13 protein-coding genes are annotated in these 22,292 nt (G+C 33.2%); 10 read left to right on the top strand and 3 right to left on the bottom strand.

All coding sequences use genetic code 11. The annotated features are described in order from the left end of the window. Position 1: 1 nt before the first annotated feature. A complete protein-coding gene (locus tag C7447_RS07170) occupies positions 2-3,061 on the bottom strand; it encodes a SusC/RagA family TonB-linked outer membrane protein (protein ID WP_148869830.1) in 3,060 nt (1,019 codons plus the stop codon). A 198-nt stretch (positions 3,062-3,259) separates the two neighbouring features. Between C7447_RS07170 and C7447_RS07165 the strand changes: the two genes are divergently transcribed. The 10 genes from C7447_RS07165 (at position 3,260) to C7447_RS07120 (ending at position 20,885) form a co-directional block, all read left to right on the top strand. Next, complete coding sequence (locus C7447_RS07165; RefSeq protein WP_148869829.1) at positions 3,260-4,282, top strand: LacI family DNA-binding transcriptional regulator; 1,023 nt, start codon at positions 3,260-3,262, stop codon at positions 4,280-4,282. Between the two features lie 131 nt (positions 4,283-4,413). Continuing rightward, entirely contained in the window at positions 4,414-5,790 is a 1,377-nt protein-coding gene (locus tag C7447_RS07160; protein ID WP_148869828.1) for an MFS transporter, read from the top strand. A 2-nt stretch (positions 5,791-5,792) separates the two neighbouring features. After that, entirely contained in the window at positions 5,793-6,449 is a 657-nt protein-coding gene (gene pgmB / locus C7447_RS07155) for a beta-phosphoglucomutase (protein WP_148869827.1), read from the top strand. A gap of 65 nt (positions 6,450-6,514) precedes the next feature. Continuing rightward, positions 6,515-8,821, top strand: coding sequence for a glycoside hydrolase family 65 protein (locus C7447_RS07150; protein ID WP_148869826.1), 2,307 nt, complete (start codon positions 6,515-6,517; stop codon positions 8,819-8,821). A 4-nt stretch (positions 8,822-8,825) separates the two neighbouring features. Then, positions 8,826-10,760, top strand: coding sequence for a glycoside hydrolase family 13 protein (locus tag C7447_RS07145; protein WP_148869825.1), 1,935 nt, complete (start codon positions 8,826-8,828; stop codon positions 10,758-10,760). Position 10,761: 1 nt separating this feature from the next. Then, positions 10,762-14,244, top strand: a complete 3,483-nt coding sequence (locus C7447_RS07140) for a TIM-barrel domain-containing protein (RefSeq protein ID WP_317128801.1) — start codon at positions 10,762-10,764, stop codon at positions 14,242-14,244. Positions 14,245-14,247: 3 nt separating this feature from the next. Continuing rightward, positions 14,248-15,903 carry an alpha-amylase family glycosyl hydrolase gene (locus C7447_RS07135; RefSeq protein ID WP_148869824.1) on the top strand — a complete coding sequence of 552 codons (1,656 nt, stop codon included), beginning with the start codon at positions 14,248-14,250 and terminating at the stop codon, positions 15,901-15,903. Between the two features lie 3 nt (positions 15,904-15,906). Then, positions 15,907-18,027: a glycoside hydrolase family 97 protein gene (locus tag C7447_RS07130; RefSeq protein WP_148869823.1), complete on the top strand. Its 2,121-nt coding sequence runs from the start codon at positions 15,907-15,909 to the stop codon at positions 18,025-18,027. Between the two features lie 9 nt (positions 18,028-18,036). Beyond that, entirely contained in the window at positions 18,037-19,458 is a 1,422-nt protein-coding gene (locus C7447_RS07125; protein ID WP_148869822.1) for an alpha-amylase family glycosyl hydrolase, read from the top strand. A 332-nt stretch (positions 19,459-19,790) separates the two neighbouring features. After that, positions 19,791-20,885 (top strand): energy transducer TonB, encoded by a 1,095-nt coding sequence (locus C7447_RS07120; protein WP_148869821.1) that lies wholly within the window; start codon positions 19,791-19,793, stop codon positions 20,883-20,885. A gap of 123 nt (positions 20,886-21,008) precedes the next feature. On the opposite strand, the gene C7447_RS07115 is transcribed toward C7447_RS07120, so the two are convergent. Together C7447_RS07115 and C7447_RS07110 are read right to left on the bottom strand one after the other, a co-directional pair. Then, positions 21,009-21,581, bottom strand: a complete 573-nt coding sequence (locus tag C7447_RS07115; protein ID WP_148869820.1) for a TetR/AcrR family transcriptional regulator — start codon at positions 21,579-21,581, stop codon at positions 21,009-21,011. Then, complete coding sequence (locus C7447_RS07110) at positions 21,581-22,237, bottom strand: transglutaminase-like domain-containing protein (protein ID WP_148869819.1); 657 nt, start codon at positions 22,235-22,237, stop codon at positions 21,581-21,583. The genes C7447_RS07115 and C7447_RS07110 overlap by 1 nt, the downstream gene beginning before the upstream one ends. Between the last annotated feature and the right edge of the window lie 55 nt (positions 22,238-22,292).

Genomic DNA, 22,292 nt, shown 5'->3' with positions numbered 1-22,292 from the left:
ATTAAAAAGTTGCGTTGATATTAATCGTAAATGTTTTTGCTTGAGGAACACTTAAATAAGATACGTTAGGTGATAAGTTTCTATCTCTTTGATATTGGAAATCCCTAGCAATTTCTGGATCTCCACCTGGGTATTTTGTCCAGGTAACTAAGTTTGTACCACTAAATGTAAACATTAATGAGTTTAAGAAACTACCTTCCAAGAACTTATTAGGTAATGAATATTTTAATGATATGTTTCTCATTCTCAGGTATGATGCATCGTATAAAAATCCCGTATGGTTGTATTGCCAAACACTAGATAAGCCATCAACTTGGGTATGATCCCAAAACACTCTTGGATTGCTAGTATCTCCGGGGTTTCTCCAACGATCATAAATATCCGTTCTTACGTTAGACGAGTTATCTCCATCAATAAATGTACCCAATGATCTTTTTGCAAATCCATCGTAGATATTTCCTCCAATAGTAAATACAAAATCTGCATCTAATCCCCAATTTTTATATTTAAACTTAGTGCCAAAACCACCTGTAGCGTCTGGAATAACTGATCCTGTAGAAACGCGATTAGCCAAATCAAACGTTTTTGTTTCATTACCTTCTTTATCTAAAAAGATTGGTAAACCATCAGTAGGGTCAACACGTGAAAAGCGTACTAAGTAATTAGTTCCAATTGGTTGACCTTCAATTACACGGGTGTCATTAAAACCTCCTTCTAATAAATCTGGACTTACACCTCCTAAAGAAACTAATTTATTGGTGTTATGCGCAATATTAAAATTGGTAGTCCATGTAAAATTATCTGTTACTATGTTTTTAGAATTTAAATTAAATTCTACACCTTTATTTTCAACTTCAGCAGCATTTACCCAAAGGCGTTCTCCGTAACCAGCAGATGGAACTTGGAATAAATCTAGTAAAACATCTTTTGATTTTTTATAATATGCTGATAGTTCTGTTTCTATTCTATCATCAAAGAAATTTAGTTCTAAACCAACATCAAACGTTTGCGCTGTTTCCCATTTTAAATCAGGATTTTCTAAACGAATAATAGATTGATATTGTTCACCTAAATAAAACGTACCAGAGTTTGGAATGCTATAAGCTCCGAAACGAGAGTCATTACCAATAGCAGAATTACCTGTTATACCATATGAGGTTTTTAATTTTAAACGACTAATAGTTTCATTGTTGGTAATAAATTTTTCTTTAGAAAAATCGTAAGCAGCAGATACGGTAGGGAAGAATCCGTAACGATTATTTTCTCCAAAACGTGAAGAACCGTCTACTCTGGCAAGTGCCATAAGATCTAACTTATTGTCAAAAGTATATTTAACACGCCCAAAATATGATGCAAAAGAATAGGTTGATTGACCTGTATATTCTCTGTATTTTACAAGATCCTCTGAATTCTTATATAAAGGAGCATCACTATTAATATAACCTAAGTTACTATCAACATCGTAAAATTTATAATATTGACTTGTGCTTCTTTGGTATTCTGTACCTAATAAAAAGTTAAATGAATTTTGGTCATTAACATCCCATAAATAGGAAGCGGTTAAATTAGTATTGTAATTATTAATAAATGTAGGGGTAACAGAAGCGTATGTATTTCTTTCATTTTCGACGACACCATTGATCCTACCAACTTCTCTAGATTCCCAATAGAAAGTTCTAAAATCCATATAATCCATAGAAACTGTACCTCTTAAGTATAGGTTCTTAATAGGTTCGTAATCTAAAGAAATAGCATTAATTGTTCTAACTTCTTCATTTCTTCTATCTCGATATTGTAACTCTACTAACGGATTTGGAAAAGTATTATCTAAATCTCCATTTGCTTGATAAGGAGAATAGAAAGGAAGTGTAAAACTTTGTGCGTTTCTCCAAGTATCATTAATGTTTACTTGTTTGTATATACCTTTAGACAAAGAAGTGTTTAATCCAACTTTTAAATTATCTAAAATATTATAATCAATATTAAAACGACCACTAATTCTTTGATATTCATCGTTTACAATAAATGATTCTGTGTCATCATATGATAGGTTAGCATATGCTTTTAATTTTTTGTTACCGTAGTTTACAGAAAAAGCATTTCTTGAAGAAACACCAGTTTTAGTAACTAAATCTACCCAATTTGTATTTGTGTTTAAAGCATCTGTCCAAGAAATATCTCTAGGTAAATCTGCTAAACCTGTATGACCATCATTTTCCCAAGCTTCTTGATAAATTTCTAATAACTGACGATTGTTCATGATATTAGGAGTATACGTTGGTTTAGAAAAAGAAGAACTACTATTAAAAGAGAATTTTAATCCTTTTTTACCTCTTTTGGTTTTGATCAAGATCACACCGTTAGCACCACGAGAACCATAAATACCTGCAGCAGCAGCATCTTTTAAAACTTCAATGCTTTCAATGTCATTTTGATTTAGAGCTGCTAAAGGATTATTATTTTGTCCATTAGAATCTCCTGCTAAAAAATAATCTTGTGTAATTGGAATTCCGTCTATTACATATAAAGGATCACCGCCCGCAGAAATAGAAGATATTCCTCTAATTCTTACAACGTTAGCAGAACCAGCCAACCCAGAACCTTGAATAACTTGAACTCCAGCTGCTTTTCCTTGTAAAGCAGCATCTACAGAAGGTACAGGGACATCTTTTATATCTTCAGCATTAACTCTTACAGCATTACCTAGGACCCTACTTTTTTTCTGAACACCATACCCCACAATAACAACTTCTTCTAATATTTGCCCTCCTTCTTCTAGTTGAATAGAAATATTCACCTTAGAGCCAACTGAAACCTCTTGGGTTTTTTGCCCGATAAAAGAGAAAACTAGAACATCTGATGGTTTAACATCATTCAAAACATAATTTCCATCGAAATCAGTTTCGGCTCCTTTTATAGTCCCTTTAATAAGGATACTAACACCAGGTAATGGTTCACCTGTAGCTTTTTCTGTTACTTTACCTCTAATGGTTTGTTGTGCAAACATTGAAAGAGAAGAAAGCAGCAAAAAACTACTAAACAATAATTTTAAATTCTTCATGTATAATTTGTTAAAATAATAACTGTAAATTTGATTGCTTATTTATCAATAATTTTAATTCCACGCCGTGAATATAGTTATTTAAAGTACCCACAAAGTATTAGTACGTCTACGAAAACGTTTTCGTGTTGATAACTTTTTAACTTTAACTTAACATATTGATAATATTGAGCGAAAATTTTATCAGTTTTGTAAAATATGAAGCCAAAAATTACCATTAAGATAATTGCCAAAGAATTAGGCGTTTCTACATCAACAGTATCAAAAGCATTGCGAGATAGTCATGAAATTAGTCAAGAAACAAAAGAGAGGATTAAAGCATATGCCGATCATTATAATTATCGTCCAAATAATCTAGCATTACAACTACGTAACCAGAAAACGAAAGTAATAGGCATTGTATTGCCTAAGATAGTACATCATTTTTTTTCAACTGTTATTAGTGGAATAGAAAAAATAGCTAGTGAAAGAGGTTATAATATCATGGTTTGTTTTTCTAATGAAGATCAGCAAAAAGAAATAGAGACTATTAATGTATTAACAAATGGAAGTGTAGACGGTTTAATTGTGTCAATAGCAAAAGAAAGTTTGAGAAATAAAGAACTCCAACATTTTTATAATTTAATTGATAATGAAGTCCCTTTAGTATTATTTGATCGAGTTCATAGTTCTTTACACTGTGATAAAGTTATTGTAGATGATGTTGGTGCAGGACATAAAGCGACCAAACACTTGATAGATATTGGATGTAAAAACATAGCGATAATTACCACCCCAGAACACGTAACAGTTGGTTTAGATCGCTATCAAGGGTATGAAAAAGCATTGAAAGAAACTGGAAGAAAAATAGATAAAAATTTAGTTGTTAATGTTGAAAGTGATAATGACTCCGATATTTATAAGCAAATAAGAGAGCTTTTTAAGCAGAATATTGATGGTGTGTTTGCTGTAAATGAAATTTATGCAGCTTTAGCCATACGAGTTGCAAAGGAAAAGGGATTAAAAATACCCGAAGAATTATCTGTAGTAGGTTTTACGGATGGATTAATTTCAGAATACTCATCACCATCAATCTCAACTATAGTACAACATGGATTTACTATGGGAGAACAGGCAGCGGAATTATTGATAGATCGTATAGAAAATGAAAGCGAAAACTGGAAACCTCAAACGAAAGTAATTTCTAGTTATATTAAAGTGAGAGAATCCACGAAATCGTGATCGTAATTTTTTTTAAAAAAATCAAAACAAAATTATATTTTTACCAAATCAAGACTTATTAATAATTTCATTCCACAAAAGAATTAAGATAAGTCATAGCGCTTATCGTACATAAACCAATACTTACGATAATGAACAAGCGTAAATTAAGTTTCTGGCAAATCTGGAACATGAGTTTCGGTTTTCTAGGAATACAATTCGGATTCGCCTTACAAGGTGGATTTATGTCACGAATTTTTCAAACTTTAGGAGCAGCAAAAGATGATATCCCTATGTTATGGATTGCCGCACCTTTAACAGGATTATTGGTACAACCAATAATTGGTTATATGAGTGATAGAACATGGAGTGCAAAATGGGGAAGAAGGAGACCTTACTTTCTTTTTGGAGCTATACTTAGTTCAATCGCATTATTTTTAGTACCTCACTCGCCTACTTTGTGGATTGCTGCTGGTTTTTTATGGATTTTAGATGCGTCTATAAATATTTCTATGGAACCTTTTAGAGCATTAGTAGCAGATAAACTACCAGATTCTCAAAGATCTTATGGTTTTGTTATGCAAACACTTATTATAGGGATTGGAACATGGGTAGCAAGTAGCTTACCTTGGTTGGTTTCTCAATTAGGAGTTAGCGATTCTGCAGCTTCAGGAGTTGTACCTATGTCTGTAAAAGTAGCTTTTGCTATTGGTGCTTTGGTGTTTTTAGCAAGTATACTTTATACGGTCTTTACGACAACCGAATATCCGCCAGAAGATATGGAAGAGTTTGAAAGAGAAAAAGCAAAGAAAAATCAATTTATACCAGACATAATAAATAATATAGGTAGTATGCCTACTACCATGAAAAAATTAGGGGTTGTCCAATTTTTTAGTTGGTTTGCATTCTTTACCATGTGGAGTATGGCAAATCCTGCTTTAACTGAACATGTTTTTAAAACACCTGCACCAGTTGAAGCAAATTATAAAATGGAAATTATAGAACAATCAGAAGCCTATAATATTGCAAATACAGCATTTCAGAAGTCTTCAAATTTAGTAGGTTCTTATATGGGAACTTATGGATTGTCATCAATGGCTTTTGCTTTGTTACTTGTTTTATATACTTCAAAACGTAGAATTAACAGAAAGTATGTTCATATGGGGGCATTAATTCTTGGAGGAATAGGATTCTTATTGATGAAGTATATTCCTTCACATGAATATTTAACTATTTCATTTGTTTTGATAGGATTGGCATGGGGTAGTATTTTATCTATGCCTTATGCAATGTTATCAAGCTCTGTAAATCCTAAAAAGATGGGAGTAATTATGGGTATTTTTAATATGTTTATTGTAATACCTCAAATTGTAGCAGCTCTTGGAGGAGTAAATTTTGTGTCTAGTTTATTAGGCGATCAGGCGATTAATGCAATGACAGTTGCAGGAATAAGTTTAATCCTTGCAGGATTAGCAAACTTTTTAATTGTTAATCCTAAAGCGATTACATATCAAACAGTAGAAGAATAATAATGAGTAAGAAAGGATTTATATTTGATTTAGACGGAGTGATTGTTGATACTGCCAAATATCACTTTTTAGCATGGAGAAAACTTGCAAATAGTCTAGGTATCGATTTTACAGAGGTTCAAAACGAACAACTTAAAGGTGTAAGTAGAGTGAAATCATTAGAAAAGATCTTAGAATTGGGAAATAAAACTGTCTCAGAAGACAAGTTTATGGAACTAATGGCAAGAAAAAATAATGATTATTTGGAATACATCGAAAATATGAATGATGATGAAATATTGCCAGATGTACCTAAAATTTTAGATTTTTTAAGATCAAAAAAACAACCTATTTCTTTAGGATCAGCAAGTAAAAATGCAAGAGTAATTTTACAGAAAGTAAACTTATTTGAAACATTTGACGCTATTGTGGATGGAACTAATGTTTCTAAAGCAAAACCAGATCCTGAAGTGTTTTTGAATGCTGCTAAAGAATTAAACATGGATTCTGAAAACTGTATTGTTTTCGAAGATAGTGTTGCAGGAGTGCAAGCAGCAAATAATGCCAATATGATTTCAATTGGAATTGGTGAAAAAGAAGTGTTACACGAAGCAGATTACGTGTTTAAAGATTTCACCGAGATTTCTATAGATTTCATTGAAGAATTGATAAAAAAATAAACAACTAATAAAATATGAGAATAGTCTTACATCTTTTGGTTTTTCTCATTCATTAAAAGTAAAAAATGAACCAAGATTATATTATACCTAACGAATGGTCGATTATTGAAGAAGGATTTAATGCTGAACGCGTAAAATCATCCGAAAGTTTATTTAGTATTGGTAACGGTGCTATGGGGCAACGTGCGAATTTTGAAGAAACCTATACAGGAAGCACTTTTCAAGGAAGTTACATTGCAGGAGTATATTATCCAGATAAAACAAGAGTTGGATGGTGGAAAAATGGTTATCCTGAGTATTTTGCGAAAGTATTAAATGCACCGAATTGGATAGGAATTAACGTTTTTGTTAATGATGAAGCATTAGACTTAAATACTTGTAAGAAAGTAGAAAATTTCCGTCGTGAGTTGAATATGCAAGAAGGATGGTTATCAAGAAGCTTTAAAGCTACCTTACCAAATAATGTAGAAATTAAAGTTGAAGCTAAACGTTTTTTAAGCTTAGATTTAGACGAATTAGGAGTAATCCAATACAGTGTTACCCCAATTTCTTCTGATGCAAAAATTACGTTTCAACCGTATTTAGATAGCGGAATTCATAACGAAGATAGTAACTGGGATGATCAATTCTGGAATACTTTAAAAGTTACTCAAGATGGTGAGCATGCGTTTATTGAAGCACATACTATGAAAACGTATTTCCATACGTGTACATTCATGCAATCTGAAGTTTTTATCAACTCAGCAAAACAAGCTATTCAACCAGAAGTTGAGCAATCAGAAAACAAAATTTCGTTTTCGTATTCAGTAGATGTAAAAGAAAATGAAACGTTTACCATTCACAAGTTTGGTGGGTATACTGTTGATAGAAATCATGAAATTGATGAATTAGTTGCTGTAGCAAAGAATGTATTGAAAGAAGGAATTTCTCGAGGATTTGACGCTTTACTTGAACAACAAAAGCAAGCTTGGGCTAAAATTTGGGAAATGGCAGATATTACTATTGATGGTGATGTAAAAGCACAACAAGGAATCCGTTTTAATATCTTACAATTAAATCACACGTATTTAGGTAAAGATGCTCGTTTAAATATTGGTCCGAAAGGATTTACAGGTGAAAAGTATGGAGGAAGTACCTATTGGGATACCGAAGCATATTGTATTCCTTTTTACATGGCTACCAAAGATCAACAAGTTGCTAGAAACTTGTTAGAATATCGTTATAATCACTTAGATAGAGCTATTGAAAATGCTGAGAAATTAGGTTTTACGAACGGAGCAGCTTTATATCCAATGGTAACCATGAACGGTGAAGAATGCCACAACGAGTGGGAAATCACTTTTGAAGAGATCCACCGTAACGGAGCTATCGCGTTTGCCATTTATAATTATCACCGTTATACAAACGATTACAGTTACATTCCAGAAAAAGGACTGGAAGTTTTAATCGGAATTGCACGTTTTTGGTATCAACGTGTGAATTTTTCAACAGCAAAGAATAAATACGTAATGTTAGGAGTTACAGGTCCTAACGAGTACGAAAACAACATAAATAACAACTGGTACACCAACTATATTGCAAAATGGTGTATTGATTATGCTTTAGAAAATATTGAAAAGGTAAAAACTGAATACACTTCAGATTATGAGCGTATTATGAGTAAAGTATCTCTTTCTGAAGATGAAATGCAGTCGATGAAGAAAGTAGCTGATAATATGTATTTTCCATATTCAGAAGAGCACAACGTGTTTTTACAACAAGATGGTTTCTTAGATAAGGAATTGATTTCAGTTGCTGATTTAGATCCATCTCAGCGTCCGATCAACCAAAAATGGTCTTGGGATCGTATTTTGCGTTCACCATACATTAAACAAGCAGATACCTTACAAGGGTTCTATTTCTTTGAAGATCACTTTACGCAAGAAGAATTAGAGCGTCATTTTGACTTCTACGAGCCATTTACAGTACATGAAAGTTCATTATCACCTTGTGTACACAGTATTCAAGCGGCGAAGTTAGGTAGAATGGAACAAGCATATACATTCTATTTACGTACCTCTCGTTTAGATCTAGACGATTATAACAAAGAAGTTGAAGAAGGTTTACATATCACTTCAATGGCAGGAACATGGATGAGTATTGTTGAAGGTTTTGGAGGAATGCGTGTTAAAAACGATACATTAAGTTTTGAACCAAGAATTCCGGAGCAATGGGATGGCTATTCATTCAAAGTAAACTTCAGAGGTCAAATTGTAAAAGTAAATGTTTCTCATTCAGAAACACAATTTGAGCTAGAAGGTAACAATGATTTAGAAATTTTAGTAAACAACAATAAAGTAACTGTAAAACCTCACAGTTTAGTTACAATTTAATCAAATGAAAGGTTCCGTCTCACTACTACTATGTCTTTTTTTAATCGTCTTTACCTCTTGTAAAAAAGAGGAAAAACATGCTGATAATGTTATTGTAGAAGTATCAAACTCTACGTTAGAACGTGTTGAACCACCACATTGGTGGATAGGTTTTAAAAACACCAAATTGCAGTTGTTGGTTAAAGAAGATGGTATTAGTGAGGCAAAACCTGAAATTTCTTACAGCGGAGTTTCTATTGAAAAAGTATCAAAAGGAACCAGTCCAAATTACCTTTTTATTGATGTAAACATTGCTGAACATACCAAAGCGGGAAAGTTTGACATTGTTTTTACCTTTGAAAACGGAACTAAAAAAAAGCATACTTACGAGTTAAAAGCTCGTGAAAAATCTGCGGATGAGTATGTAGGTTTCAATAGTTCGGATGCTGTATATTTGATTACTCCAGATCGTTTTGCGAATGGAGATACCTCAAATGACGAGTTTGCATCTTTAAAAGAGAAAAAGCTTGACAGAAAACACGATTATGGCAGACATGGAGGTGATATTACCGGTATTACCCATCATTTAGATTATATAAATGATATGGGCTTTACAGCCATTTGGCCAACTCCTTTGTTAATTAATGATATGCCGGAATCATCTTACCATGGTTATGCAATTACCGATTTTTATCAAGTAGATCCTCGTTTTGGAACTTTAGAAGAGTACAAGAATTTATCTTCTGAAATGAAGAAAAAAGGTATGAAGCTCATCATGGATCAGGTTGCAAACCACTGTGGTTTGGAACATTGGTGGATGAAAGATTTACCTTTTAATGATTGGGTGAATAACCAAAAGAATTACGAAGATAATATTGATAACTGGACGTGGGAGAAGAATATAAATTCTAACCATAGAAGAACCACAAATCAAGATTTATATGCTTCTGAAAGTGATAAAAAAGGCTTTTCAGAAGGATGGTTTGTCGCAGCAATGCCCGATTTGAATCAGCGTAATCCGTTTATGGCTAAATACATTATCCAAAATAGTATTTGGTGGATAGAAACCTTACAGTTAGGAGGAATTCGTCAAGATACGTATCCGTATCCAGATAAAAACTTTATGAGTGATTGGTCTGGTGCTATTATGGAAGAATATCCAAACTTTAGCATTGTAGGTGAGGAGTGGAGTTTAAATCCCTTATTAATTCGTTATTGGCAAAAAGGAGCTGATAATAAAGACGGATATGAATCTCACTTAACTTCTGTAATGGATTTTCCTATGCAAAGTAATATTGTTCAGGCTTTAAAAGAAGAAGAGTCTTGGGATAAAGGTTTGGTAAAAATTTACGAAGGTTTAGCTAATGATTTTGCGTATGCTGATCCTGAAAAACTGATGATTTTCCCTGATAATCACGATATGGATCGCATTTTTACGCAGTTAAATGAAGATCTTACACTTACCAAAATGGCATTGAGTTACATGTTAACAATTCCAAGAGTTCCGCAAATTTATTACGGAACAGAAGTGTTGATTCAAAATACTGCAAAACCTCACGATCATGGTTTAATTCGTACCGATTTCCCTGGAGGTTGGGAAGGAGATAAAACCAATGCGTTTACTGGTGAAGGATTGAATACTGATCAAAAAGAAATGCAATCTTTCCTTAAAAAAGTATTGAATCACCGAAAAAATAGCAAAGCTATTCATGAAGGAAAAACAATTCATTTTGCTCCATTTATGAATACGTATTTCTTATTCAGAGTTACCAATGACGAAACAGTGGTGCTAATTTTAAACAAAAATGATAAACCTATTACCATTGATTTAAAACGTTATGCTGAAATTGAGGTATCAGGAAAACAACTTAAAAATATAGTTACAGGTGAGTCAATGACTTGGGGAGATGATATTAAGTTAGACAAAAAAGGTTGTTTATTACTCACAACAAAACTTTAAAATGAGAAACTTACTTTTTATACTTTTTAGCTTTTTCCTAGCAACTACACTAAACAGTCAAGTAACGTTTGTTGTTAATGAATTACCAGATAATCATAATTTTGAGGAGTCAATTTATATCTCTGGAGGTTTTGAAGGCTGGACAGGTGGTAATGATGCTTACAAGCTTAAAAAAGTTGATAAAACCTACACAATTACAGTTCCGTTTAAAGAAGAAACTACTTTATTCAAGTTCACTTTAGGAAATTGGCAAACGGTTGAGCGAGATAAAAATGGTGCTCAAATCGATAATCGTGTTTATAAGAAAACAAAAGAGAAAGACACTGTTTTTGTAAAAATTGCAAGTTGGCAAGGAGAAGATGTTGCCAATAAATCATCAGCGGCTAAAAACGTATCTGTTATTTCAGAAACTTTTAAAATTCCGCAATTAAATAGAGAACGTCGTGTTTGGGTGTATTTACCGCCAAATTATGAGACTTCAGATAAACCCTTTCCGGTAATTTACATGCATGATGGTCAAAATATTTTTGACAAAAGCACATCGTTTTCAGGAGAATGGGAAGTTGATGAGACCTTAAATAAGCTTTTTAGAGATAAAAACATGAGCTTCATTGTTGTTGGAATAGACAACGGAGGCGATAAACGATTAGATGAGTATTCACCTTGGAAGCATTCAAAATATGGAGGTGGAGAAGGTGAAGCGTATATGGACTTTATCGTTAAAACCTTAAAACCTTATATAGATGCAAACTATAAAACTTCAAGAGAAAAAAAAGGTACTGCGATTATAGGAAGCTCAATGGGCGGTTTAATTTCACATTATGCAGCCTTGAAATATCCAAATGTTTTTGGGAAAATTGGTGTGTTTTCACCAGCATTTTGGTTTGCGCCGGAAGTGAATGTTTTTTCAAAAGAAAAAGGAAATATTCAAGATACAAAAATGTATTTTTTAGCTGGCGGAAAAGAAGGTGCAAATACTTCACGACAAGAAATTAGTCAGACTGTAAAAGATATGAATAGCATGGTAGCTATGCTAAAAACGCAACAATTTCCTGCTGAAAACATACAATCAAAAGTAGTTCCTGAAGGACAACACAATGAAGAATTGTGGCGAACCAATTTTGAAGAAGCCATACTTTGGTTGTTTCCTGAAGAAGTTAAAAAACGTGAGTTTATCAGCGCTGAATTTCAAGATGGTGAATTTCTAAGAGTAATAACAAATGATGGAGTTTATAGAATAAAATTTTATTCTCCAAAAATCGTTGAAACTACTTTTATACCTAATGGTCAGAATTATAATAGTAATTCACATGCTCTGATAGGTTATGAAAACTTCGAAGAATGTGAATCTGTTAGTTTTAAAGAAGAAAAGAATATATTGAATTATAGAACCTGCGGAGTTAATGTTACTATTCAAAAAGAACCGTTTCAAATTTCATATTCTTACAAAGGAAAACCAATTACTTCAGAAAGAAATGGATATCAAAAAAATAACGATTTTGAAACCATTCAATTTAATGTAACTGAGGATGAAGTATTGTATGGAGGAGGAGCCAGAGTTTTAGGAATGAATAGACGTGGTAACAGATTACAACTCTACAATCGAGCGCATTATGGCTATGAAACGCATTCTGAATTAATGAACTTTACCCTGCCAATTGTAGCTTCTTCAAAGAAATACATGATCCATTTTGACAATGCACCAATTGGGTATTTAGATTTAGACAGTAGAAAAGATAATACATTGACCTACGAAACCATTTCTGGTCGTAAAACCTACCAAGTTATTGTGGGTGACTCTTGGTTAGATCTTATTGATAATTATACCGATTTAACTGGGAAACAACCTATGCCACCGCGTTGGGCTTTGGGTAATTTTTCCAGTCGATTTGGGTACCATTCTCAAGAGGAAACCGAACATACGATTCAAAAATTTAAAGAAGAGAGCATTCCTGTAGATGCTATTATTCTGGACTTGTATTGGTTTGGAAAAGGCATTAAGAAAACCATGGGGAATTTAGAAGTTTTTAAAGATTCTTTTCCTGATTTTGACGGAATGGTTCAACGATTAAAGGATAAAGGAGTTAAAACCATAACCATTACAGAACCTTTTGTGTTAAGTTCTTCCAAAAGATGGCAAGAAGCGGTTGATAAGGATGTTTTAGCAAAAGATTCCATTGGGAATCCTGCCCGCTACGATTTCTTCTTCGGGAATACAGGTATTATTGATATTTACAAACCTGAAGCTAAAGAATGGTTTTGGGATATTTATAAAGATTTAGCCAACAAAGGTGTTGCAGGTATTTGGGGTGATTTAGGAGAGCCCGAAGTGCATCCATCTTGGGTGCAACATCATACAGGGTCTGCTAATGAAGTTCATAATACCTACGGACATGAATGGGCTAAATTGGTGTATGAAGGTTACCAAAGAGATTTCCCAGAAACCAGACCATTCATTTTAATGCGTGCGGGTTATTCAGGCTCTCAACGTTTTGGTTTCATTCCGTGGTCGGGTGATGTAAATAGAACATGGGGCGGATTGCAAAGTCAACCAGAAATTGCCTTACAAATGGGAATGCAAGGTTTAGCCTATATGCATAGTGATTTAGGTGGATTTGCAGGAGCTAATTTAGATGATGAGTTGTATGTACGGTGGTTACAATACGGTGTTTTTCAACCTATTTACCGTCCGCATGCCCAAGAAGAAGTTCCTAGTGAACCTGTGTTTAGAGCTGAAAAAGCTAAACAATTAGCGAAAGAAGCTATTGAAATACGTTATCAATTATTGCCTTATAACTACACCTTAGCGTTTGAAAATCATATAACTGGAGCGCCATTGATGCGACCGTTATTCTTTGAAGATGAAAAATTAGTTGAGAAATCATCCAGCTATTTATGGGGAAATGATTTTTTAGTGGCTCCGATTTTGGAGGCTAATGTCACAGAAAAAGAGGTAATATTTCCTGAAAACAGTACTTGGTTTGATTTTTATTCTGATGAAAAATTTGCAGGCGGACAAACGAAGTCAGTAACTGTAAAAGAAAACTCAATTCCAACATTTGTAAGAGCAGGAGCGTTTATTCCGATGGCTACATTAGTGCAAACTACAGATGAGTATTCAGCTTCAACATTTGACGTACACTATTACTATGATACTTCCGTTTCAAAAGGTACAGGAAAACTCTACAATGATGACGGACTAACAGCCGACGCTTTTGAAAAGGAACATTTTGAATTATTAAAATTTGAAGCTGAAACCAGTAAAAAGTGTATTGAAATAGATTTTACAGCACAAACAGGGGCGAATTATACAACTGAAACGAAGAACATCAATGTTATTGTTCATAATGTTCAGAAACAGCCTAAAAAAGTAAAGTTTGGTAAAGAAACACTCGATTTTACTTGGAGTGAGAGGGATAACAAACTATTCATTCCAATTCAGTGGAATACCCATAAAAAGAAACAACTAACCATAAAATTTTAGATCGTGAAACGATTACTAACACTCATCATAGTTGCAATACTTATTGTAAGTTGTGATACAAAACAAAAACCAGCAGTAGTAAAAAAAGAAGTTCCTTTTGTTTGGGAAGGAGCGAATTTATACTTCTTATTAACTGATAGATTCAATAACGGAGATACTTCCAACGATGTAAACTTTGACAGAACCAAAGAAACTGGTAAACTTCGTGGATTTGAAGGTGGAGACATCAAAGGAATCACTCAAAAGATCAACGAAGGGTATTTTACCGATTTAGGTATCAACGCCATTTGGATGACGCCAATTGTTGAGCAAATCCACGATGGAACCGACGAAAGTACCGGATTAACCTACGGTTTTCACGGATATTGGACGAAAGACTGGACTGCTATCGACCCAAATTACGGAACCAAAGAAGATTTACACGAATTGGTGGCTGCTGCTCACAAAAAAGGAATCCGTATTTTATTAGATGCGGTAATTAATCATACAGGTCCGGTTACAGAGAAAGATCCTGTTTGGCCAAGTGATTGGGTACGTACAGAGCCTCAATGCACATATCAAAACTATGAAACCACGGTAACTTGTACCTTGGTTAAAAACTTGCCGGATATTTTAACAGAAAGCAACGAAGCTGTTGATTTACCACCTCAATTGGTTGAAAAATGGAAGGCTGAAGGTAGATATGAGCAAGAAGTAGCTGAGTTAGACGAATTTTTCACAAGAACTGGCTACCCAAGAGCGCCACGTTTTTACATTATGAAGTGGTTGACCGATTATATCACCGAATTCGGAATTGATGGATATCGTGTTGATACGGTAAAGCATACTGAAGAGAGCGTGTGGCAAGAATTTAGAAAAGAATGTGATTACGCCTTTGCTAAATGGAAAGAAAACAATACTGATAAGGTATTAGATAACAACGGTTTCTATTTAGTAGGAGAAGTTTATAACTACGGAATAAGCGTTGGAAAAGCTTTTGATTTTGGTGATAAAAAGGTGAACTATTTTGATAAAAGCTTCAATAGTTTGATCAACTTTGAAATTAAGTGGAATTCTGCTCAGCAAGACAAAGAAACCATGTTTAAGCGTTATTCTGATAGCTTACATACGAACTTGAAAGGCTACGGAATTTTAAACTATTTATCATCTCATGATGACGGACAACCATTCGACCCAAAACGTGAGAAGACTTTTGAAACAGCTACGAAATTATTATTGTCACCGGGAACTTCACAAGTGTATTACGGAGATGAAACCGCAAGAAGTTTAGTGATTGAAGGAACGGTAGGTGATGCGACCTTACGTTCAAACATGAACTGGAATGATGTAGCCAACAATGTTGAAACTCAAAAAGTGTTAGCGTATTGGCAAAAATTAGGACAATTCAGAAAAAATCATCCTGCTGTTGGAGCAGGAGTACACCAAATGCTTTCTGAAAAGCCGTATGTATTCTCAAGAGTGTATACTAAAGGAGATTTTACAGATGAAGTAGTCATTGGGTTGGATTTAGCAAAAGGAGAGAAGACGGTAGATGTTTCAAAAGTATTTGAAGATGGTGTTACGCTTCATGATGCGTATTCTAATCAAGATGTTGAAGTAAAAGAAGGAAAGGTTTCTGTGAATTCAGCATTTGATATTGTATTACTAGAAAAGAAATAAGTGATGAAATTTATAGTAAAAATAGCAACCGTTTTTCTTTTGATTGGTTTGGTATCGTGTAATACCGAACCTTTAACAACATCTGTAGCTTCACCAAATTCGACCATAAAAGTTGATGTTGATGTGAATGATAAAGGTAAACCGTTTTATCAAGTAGCATTCAATGGTAAAACCGTAGTTACTCCCTCTTTTTTAGGGTTTGATTTTAAAAATGTTGAAGCGTTAAACGATAATTTTAAGATTGTAAAAACCACTACAAACACATTCAATGAAACTTGGCAAATGCCTTGGGGAGAACAGTTAGATGTGGTAAACAATTACAACGAATTAAAAGTTGAGTTAGAAGAAACATCAGAGGAGAAAAGAAAACTAAATGTAGTTTTTAAAGTGTATGATGATGGAATCGGTTTTCGATATGAGTTTCCAGAACAATCGAATTTAAAAGAGGTTTTTATTACCGAAGAAAACACAGAATTCAATCTAACAGAAGACTATAAAACGTTTTGGATTCCAGGAGATTGGGATATTTACGAGCATTTGTATAGCACCACAAAACTTTCAGAAATAGATACTGAAAACTACAAGGTAAATAGTGCGTTGGCACAAACATCTATTCCAAACAAAGCAGTGAATACACCTGTTACTATGGTGGGTAAAGATGGGTTACATTTAAGCTTTCATGAGGCTGCTTTGGTAGATTATTCAGGAATGACCTTGGGAGTTGATACTGAAAAATTGTCTTTAAAAAGTATTTTAGTAGGTTCTGACAATCAAGATTACAAAGTAAAACAAGCAGTACCGTTCAATACGCCTTGGAGAACGATCCAAATTACTGATAATGCACCCGATTTGATCGAATCTAACCTAATTGTTAATTTGAATGAACCTAACAAATTAGGTGATGTTTCTTGGTTTACACCAATGAAATATACAGGTGTTTGGTGGGAAATGCACTTAGGAAAATCGTCTTGGGATTACGGAATGGAGCAGGTAGATGGACAATGGAAAGATACAGGAAAAGCTCACGGACGCCATGGTGCAACTACTGAAAATGTAAAGCGTTTTATTGATTTTTCAGCAAAAAATAACATTAAAGGTGTTTTAGTAGAAGGTTGGAATACCGGTTGGGAACGTTGGATTGGTTTTGAAGATAGAGAAGGAGTTTTTGATTTTGTAACTCCGTATCCTGATTACGATCTAAACGAAGTTACACGTTATGCTAAAGAAAAAGGTGTAGAAATCATCATGCATCATGAAACATCTGCAGCTACACAAACCTATGAAAAACAACAAGACACCGCGTATGCTTTGATGCAGAAATACGGAATGCATGCTGTAAAATCGGGTTATGTAGGTAAAATTATTCCGAAGGGAGAATATCATCATGGGCAATACATGGTCAATCAGTACAATAATGCCGCTATTAAAGCTGCAAAATATCAAGTTGCGGTAAATGCACATGAGCCTATTAAAGCTACAGGATTAAGACGTACGTACCCGAATATCATTTCAAGAGAAGGGTTACGCGGACAAGAATTCAATGCGTGGTCTCCAGATGGTGGGAATCCACCAGAACATTTACCAATTGTAGCTTTTACGCGTATGTTAGCGGGTCCGATCGATTTTACTCCGGGTATTTTTGATATCAAGTTCGACAAATACAAAAAGAACAATCAGGTAAATACCACGTTAGCCCAACAATTGGCGTTGTATGTGGTTATTTATAGTCCTGTGCAAATGGCAGCTGACTTGGTAGAGCATTATGAAGCCAACCCAAAACCGCTTCAATTTATCAAAGATGTGGGGGTAGATTGGGAGAAAACCAAAGTATTGAATGGTGAAGTTGGTGATTATGTAACCATAGCTCGTAAAGAAAGAAATACTGAAAATTGGTTTGTGGGAAGTATTACCGATGAAAATGCAAGAGAAATTACCATTGATTTTGATTTCCTTGATGATAACGGTACCTACTCAGCTACTATTTATAAAGATGCAAAAGACGCCCATTGGAATGACAATCCGACAGCGTTAGATATAGAAACACAAACGATAACCAAAGACTCTAAACTTACTTTACGACTTGCTGAAGGTGGTGGAGTAGCAATAAGTCTACAAAAACAATAAACAACTATTATGAGAAGAATTTTATCCCTGATAGCATTATCTACATTAGTTTTTGCTTGTAAAACTGAACAAAAAGAAACAAAAACAGAAGAAGTTAAAGTAATTGCTCCTGTTTCTGCTGCAATGATGGAAAATGCAGTGATTTATGAGGCAAATATTCGTCAGTATTCAAAAGAAGGAACTTTTGATGCGTTCACGAAAGACATTCCGCAATTAAAAGATTTAGGGGTAAAGATTATTTGGTTGATGCCCGTTTTTCCTATTTCTGAAACCAAGCGTAAAGCAACAGGAGGTGATTTTGCAAGTAAAATTGAAGATCCTGAAGTCAGCAATCGCATGTTAGGAAGCTATTATGCAGTATCTGATTTTACGAAGATCAATCCAGAATTTGGAACTATTGAAGAGTTCCGTGAATTGGTAAAAACTGCACACGATAATGATATCTATGTGATTTTAGATTGGGTTCCAAACCACACAGGTTGGGATCACACATGGTTAAAAACCAATCCTGAGTTCTATACAAAAAATGACAAAGGAGAAATCACAGATCCTTTAAACGAAGACGGAACTCCAGTAGGTTGGGCAGATGTAGCTGATTTAAATTACAATAGCAAAGGTTTAAGAACTCAAATGGTAAAAGACATGAGCTATTGGATTACTAAAGAAGGTGTAGATGGTTTCCGTTGTGATGTTGCGGGTTCTGTTCCTACGGATTTTTGGCAGGAAGCAATTCCACAGTTACGCGCTCAAAAAGATATTTTTATGTTAGCTGAAGCTTGGGAACCAGAATTATTAAAAGATAATTTGTTTGATATGGGGTATGGTTGGGATCGTCATCATGCCATGAACCATATTGCCAAAGGAGAACACAAAGTAGCACATTGGGATGAGACGTATAGTAAAGATACTGCTCGTTACGAAAACGATGATATTTTAATGACGTTTGTTACCAACCATGATGAAAATTCATGGAGTGGAACGATTGAAGAGCGTATGGGTGAAGCTGCTGAAGCATTAACCGCTTTAAGTTATGTAGCTCCTGGTATGCCATTAATTTATTCGGGTCAAGAATATGGATTAAAACATCGTTTAAAATTCTTTGAAAAAGATTCAATTCCGAAAGCGAAAGGGAAGGAGTGGGACTTACTTAAAAAATTAGGAAAATTAAAGAATGAAAATGTAGCATTACATGGAGGTAAAAATGCTGCTTCATACACAAAAATTGATACTAAGAATGATCATGTTTTAGCTTTTGAAAGAGCTAAAGAAGATAAAAGAGTAACGTATATTGCAAATTTATCTAAAGAACCTCAGACTATTCAAAACATTCTAAAAGGGACTTGTACAGATTATATGAAAAATTCAGAAGTGGATTTCAACAAGGAAGAAATATCATTACAACCTTGGGAGTATTTGATAATTGTAGAATAAACATATTTATTTTAATAAATTAAATGAAAAAGACAGACTATATAGTCTGTCTTTTTCATTTATTCTAGGCTAGAAATCTCTTAATCGCGTAAATGTTGTAAAAGGTTTATATAGAGTGTTTTGGGTGTTTTTTAAGGTTTGTTAACTGAAAAACTTAATTTTACAGCTCTTTTTTTGAATGTAAAAAAAAGATGTTAAAAATGTAAATTATATTTATTTTTTACGTAAAAAAAAAGGTAATTTATTAATTTTAATATCAAAAAATTAGCAAATTAATTTTTTAAGAAAAAAATATTTTATACTTTTAAAAGAAATCCACTAACCTCTATATTATGCGTAATAAATTTTTAATATTATGTTTTATCATAATTAGCCCCCTCCAAATCTTTTCTCAATCAAATAAAACTTGCGAAAGTTCTGGGGAAGATCTTTTAGAAGATTTAAATAGTATTACTAAATGTTCTATAGAAGAGTCAAAAAGTGATTCTAAGACCTCAAAAACAAAAAATGTTTCTGTAGTTGTTTCTTCAAGAAGAAGAGTTATAAGAAAAAGAGATGCTGCAACAGGTTTATTTACAACTAATTATACTCATAAACTAAATGGTTTAAGTAAAAAAAATAATATTATTGATAATCTGAGCCTAAATAATGCAGAAGGTCTAAAAATCATCCCTTTTGATTTTGTAGATGAAATTCCTTTATTTAAATCTTGTGAAAAAGTATCTATTTATCAGCAGAGTAAATGCTTTAAAAAAGAATTATCAAGCCATATTAAAAAGTATTTAAGATATCCTGAAGAAGCATATGAAAGAAGTATTCAAGGTAAGGTGTTGGTATATTTTATTATTAATAAGGATGGAAGTATAGGTAAAATGAATATCCGATCTCCTTATAAAGGAAAATTATTAGGAGAAGAAGCTGAGAGAATAATAAAGAAACTACCAAAATTTAAACCCGGAAAACATAATGGTAGTGAAGTTACAGTAAAATATGGATTACCAATAACATTTAGAATACCAGGAGTAAAACCATCAAATATAAAAAAGGCAACTAAAAATATTGAATTAAAAGAAATTTATGCTTTTAATGAATTAGAAACATTACCTCAATTTGAGTTTTGTAAAAAATCTAATGATACCTCTCTTGATTGTTTTAACAAACAATTGGTACAGCACATACAAGAAAATTTTGCGTATCCTTCAGATGCTGTCGATAATAATATTCATGGAGTAGTTAATGTAAGATTTGTTATTAACAAAGATGGGGAAGTAGTTAATATTCAAACAAAAGGACCTGCTAATGGAAAGATTTTAGAAATAGCAGCTAGGAATTTGATTGAAAAGTTACCAAAGTTTAAGTCTGGCACAAAAAATGGAAACTCAGTAAACGTTAAATATTCTTTCCCTGTAAACTTTGAATTGGATTAATTTCTATGCTATTGAACTATAAAGATTTATAGCCATCATGTAATAAATGATGGCTATTTTTTTAACCTTAAAATTGTTAGAAAGTTATAAGTGAAAATGAATACTAGAAAGTAAAATTACAATTTATTGTTTATTAAAAATCTCTATTGTTTTTTCTAAAGCAGTATCAAAATTATCCCAAGTTTCCTCTTTACTCAAATCGGTATTAATGAATTTTTTATGGAATTTAGAAAGTAAAATGAAATATACATAACCACCAATCATCAATTGAAAAGCATGATTAAGAGAGGTGTCTTTATCATTTACTGCAAAAATTTTACTAATTTGAGAATTGGTATACTTAAATAACTCTTTGGTTTCACTATTGTTTTCGAGTAATTGCCAACGTAAAATTTCTTGAGTGAGTTTGTTTTCACGTAATTCCTTAGTACCTTCCTTGGTAAACTGTTTTAAGTCTTCAACACTACTTTGCTGCTTGTTGTCTAAAACTAGTAAAGATTTAAAGAAATCACCTTTTTGAGCATATTGTAATAGCAACCCCTTTAATCCTCCAAAATAACGATAAATAAGCTCTTTAGAAACCCCTGCTTCCTTGGCAATAGCATTTATACCAACACCTTGTGGCCCTTTCTCTTTTAAGATAGATAAAAAGGCGTTGTATATTTTCTTCTCAGTAGCTGCGCGGTTTTTCTTCATTATAAATGGGCTAAATCTAAAACATCGCCCAATTTTACGTTCTTTTTTTGAATATTCGGGTAATGTTGCAGCATTAATTCTAACATGTATTCGAGAGGTACAGCATCAAAAGTTCCATAATCTTCAAGATATTCCATAAAAGAATGATTACCTGTCTTATCAAACTCCTGAAATAAAGAGTCATTTTCTCCATTAAATTCTAACACAGAAACCCCCAACATATCACATAATTCCTTATTAAAAGCTGGAGTAGCTTTTACCCACTTATTATTTAAAAATATCGCCACATAGCCATGTGGAACCAATACATCCGACCCAAATTTTTCAACAATATCATCAACAGCAATATGATTTTTCACTTTTGCCAACCCTAATTTGGCAGGTATGTTATTAGCTCTTAAAAAAGTAATTAATAAAACTGCTTTGTCTAAGCAGTGCCCTTTTTTGTGTTTAATGATTTCTGAAGCTTTCCAGTCTCTTTTTTCTAAACTAAATCTATAAGGAGAGTAAGGCCAATAATCTCGTACATGCTCATATAATTTTATAGCGATCTCTTTTTCTGTAAGATCATCTAGATCTGTTTTTTTAAGATGTTCTTTTATTATATCTGAATTATAATCGAAATTATAGTGTTCTTTTAAATAAGATTCTGTCATTTATTTTATTGATTTTTAGATGCTTATTTTTTATATTTACTTATCTTTTGGTAAA

Origin of the sequence: Tenacibaculum adriaticum (assembly GCF_008124875.1) — a bacterium.
GTDB lineage: Bacteria > Bacteroidota > Bacteroidia > Flavobacteriales > Flavobacteriaceae > Polaribacter > Polaribacter adriaticus.
This window is presented reverse-complemented; position numbering and strand designations above follow the sequence as displayed.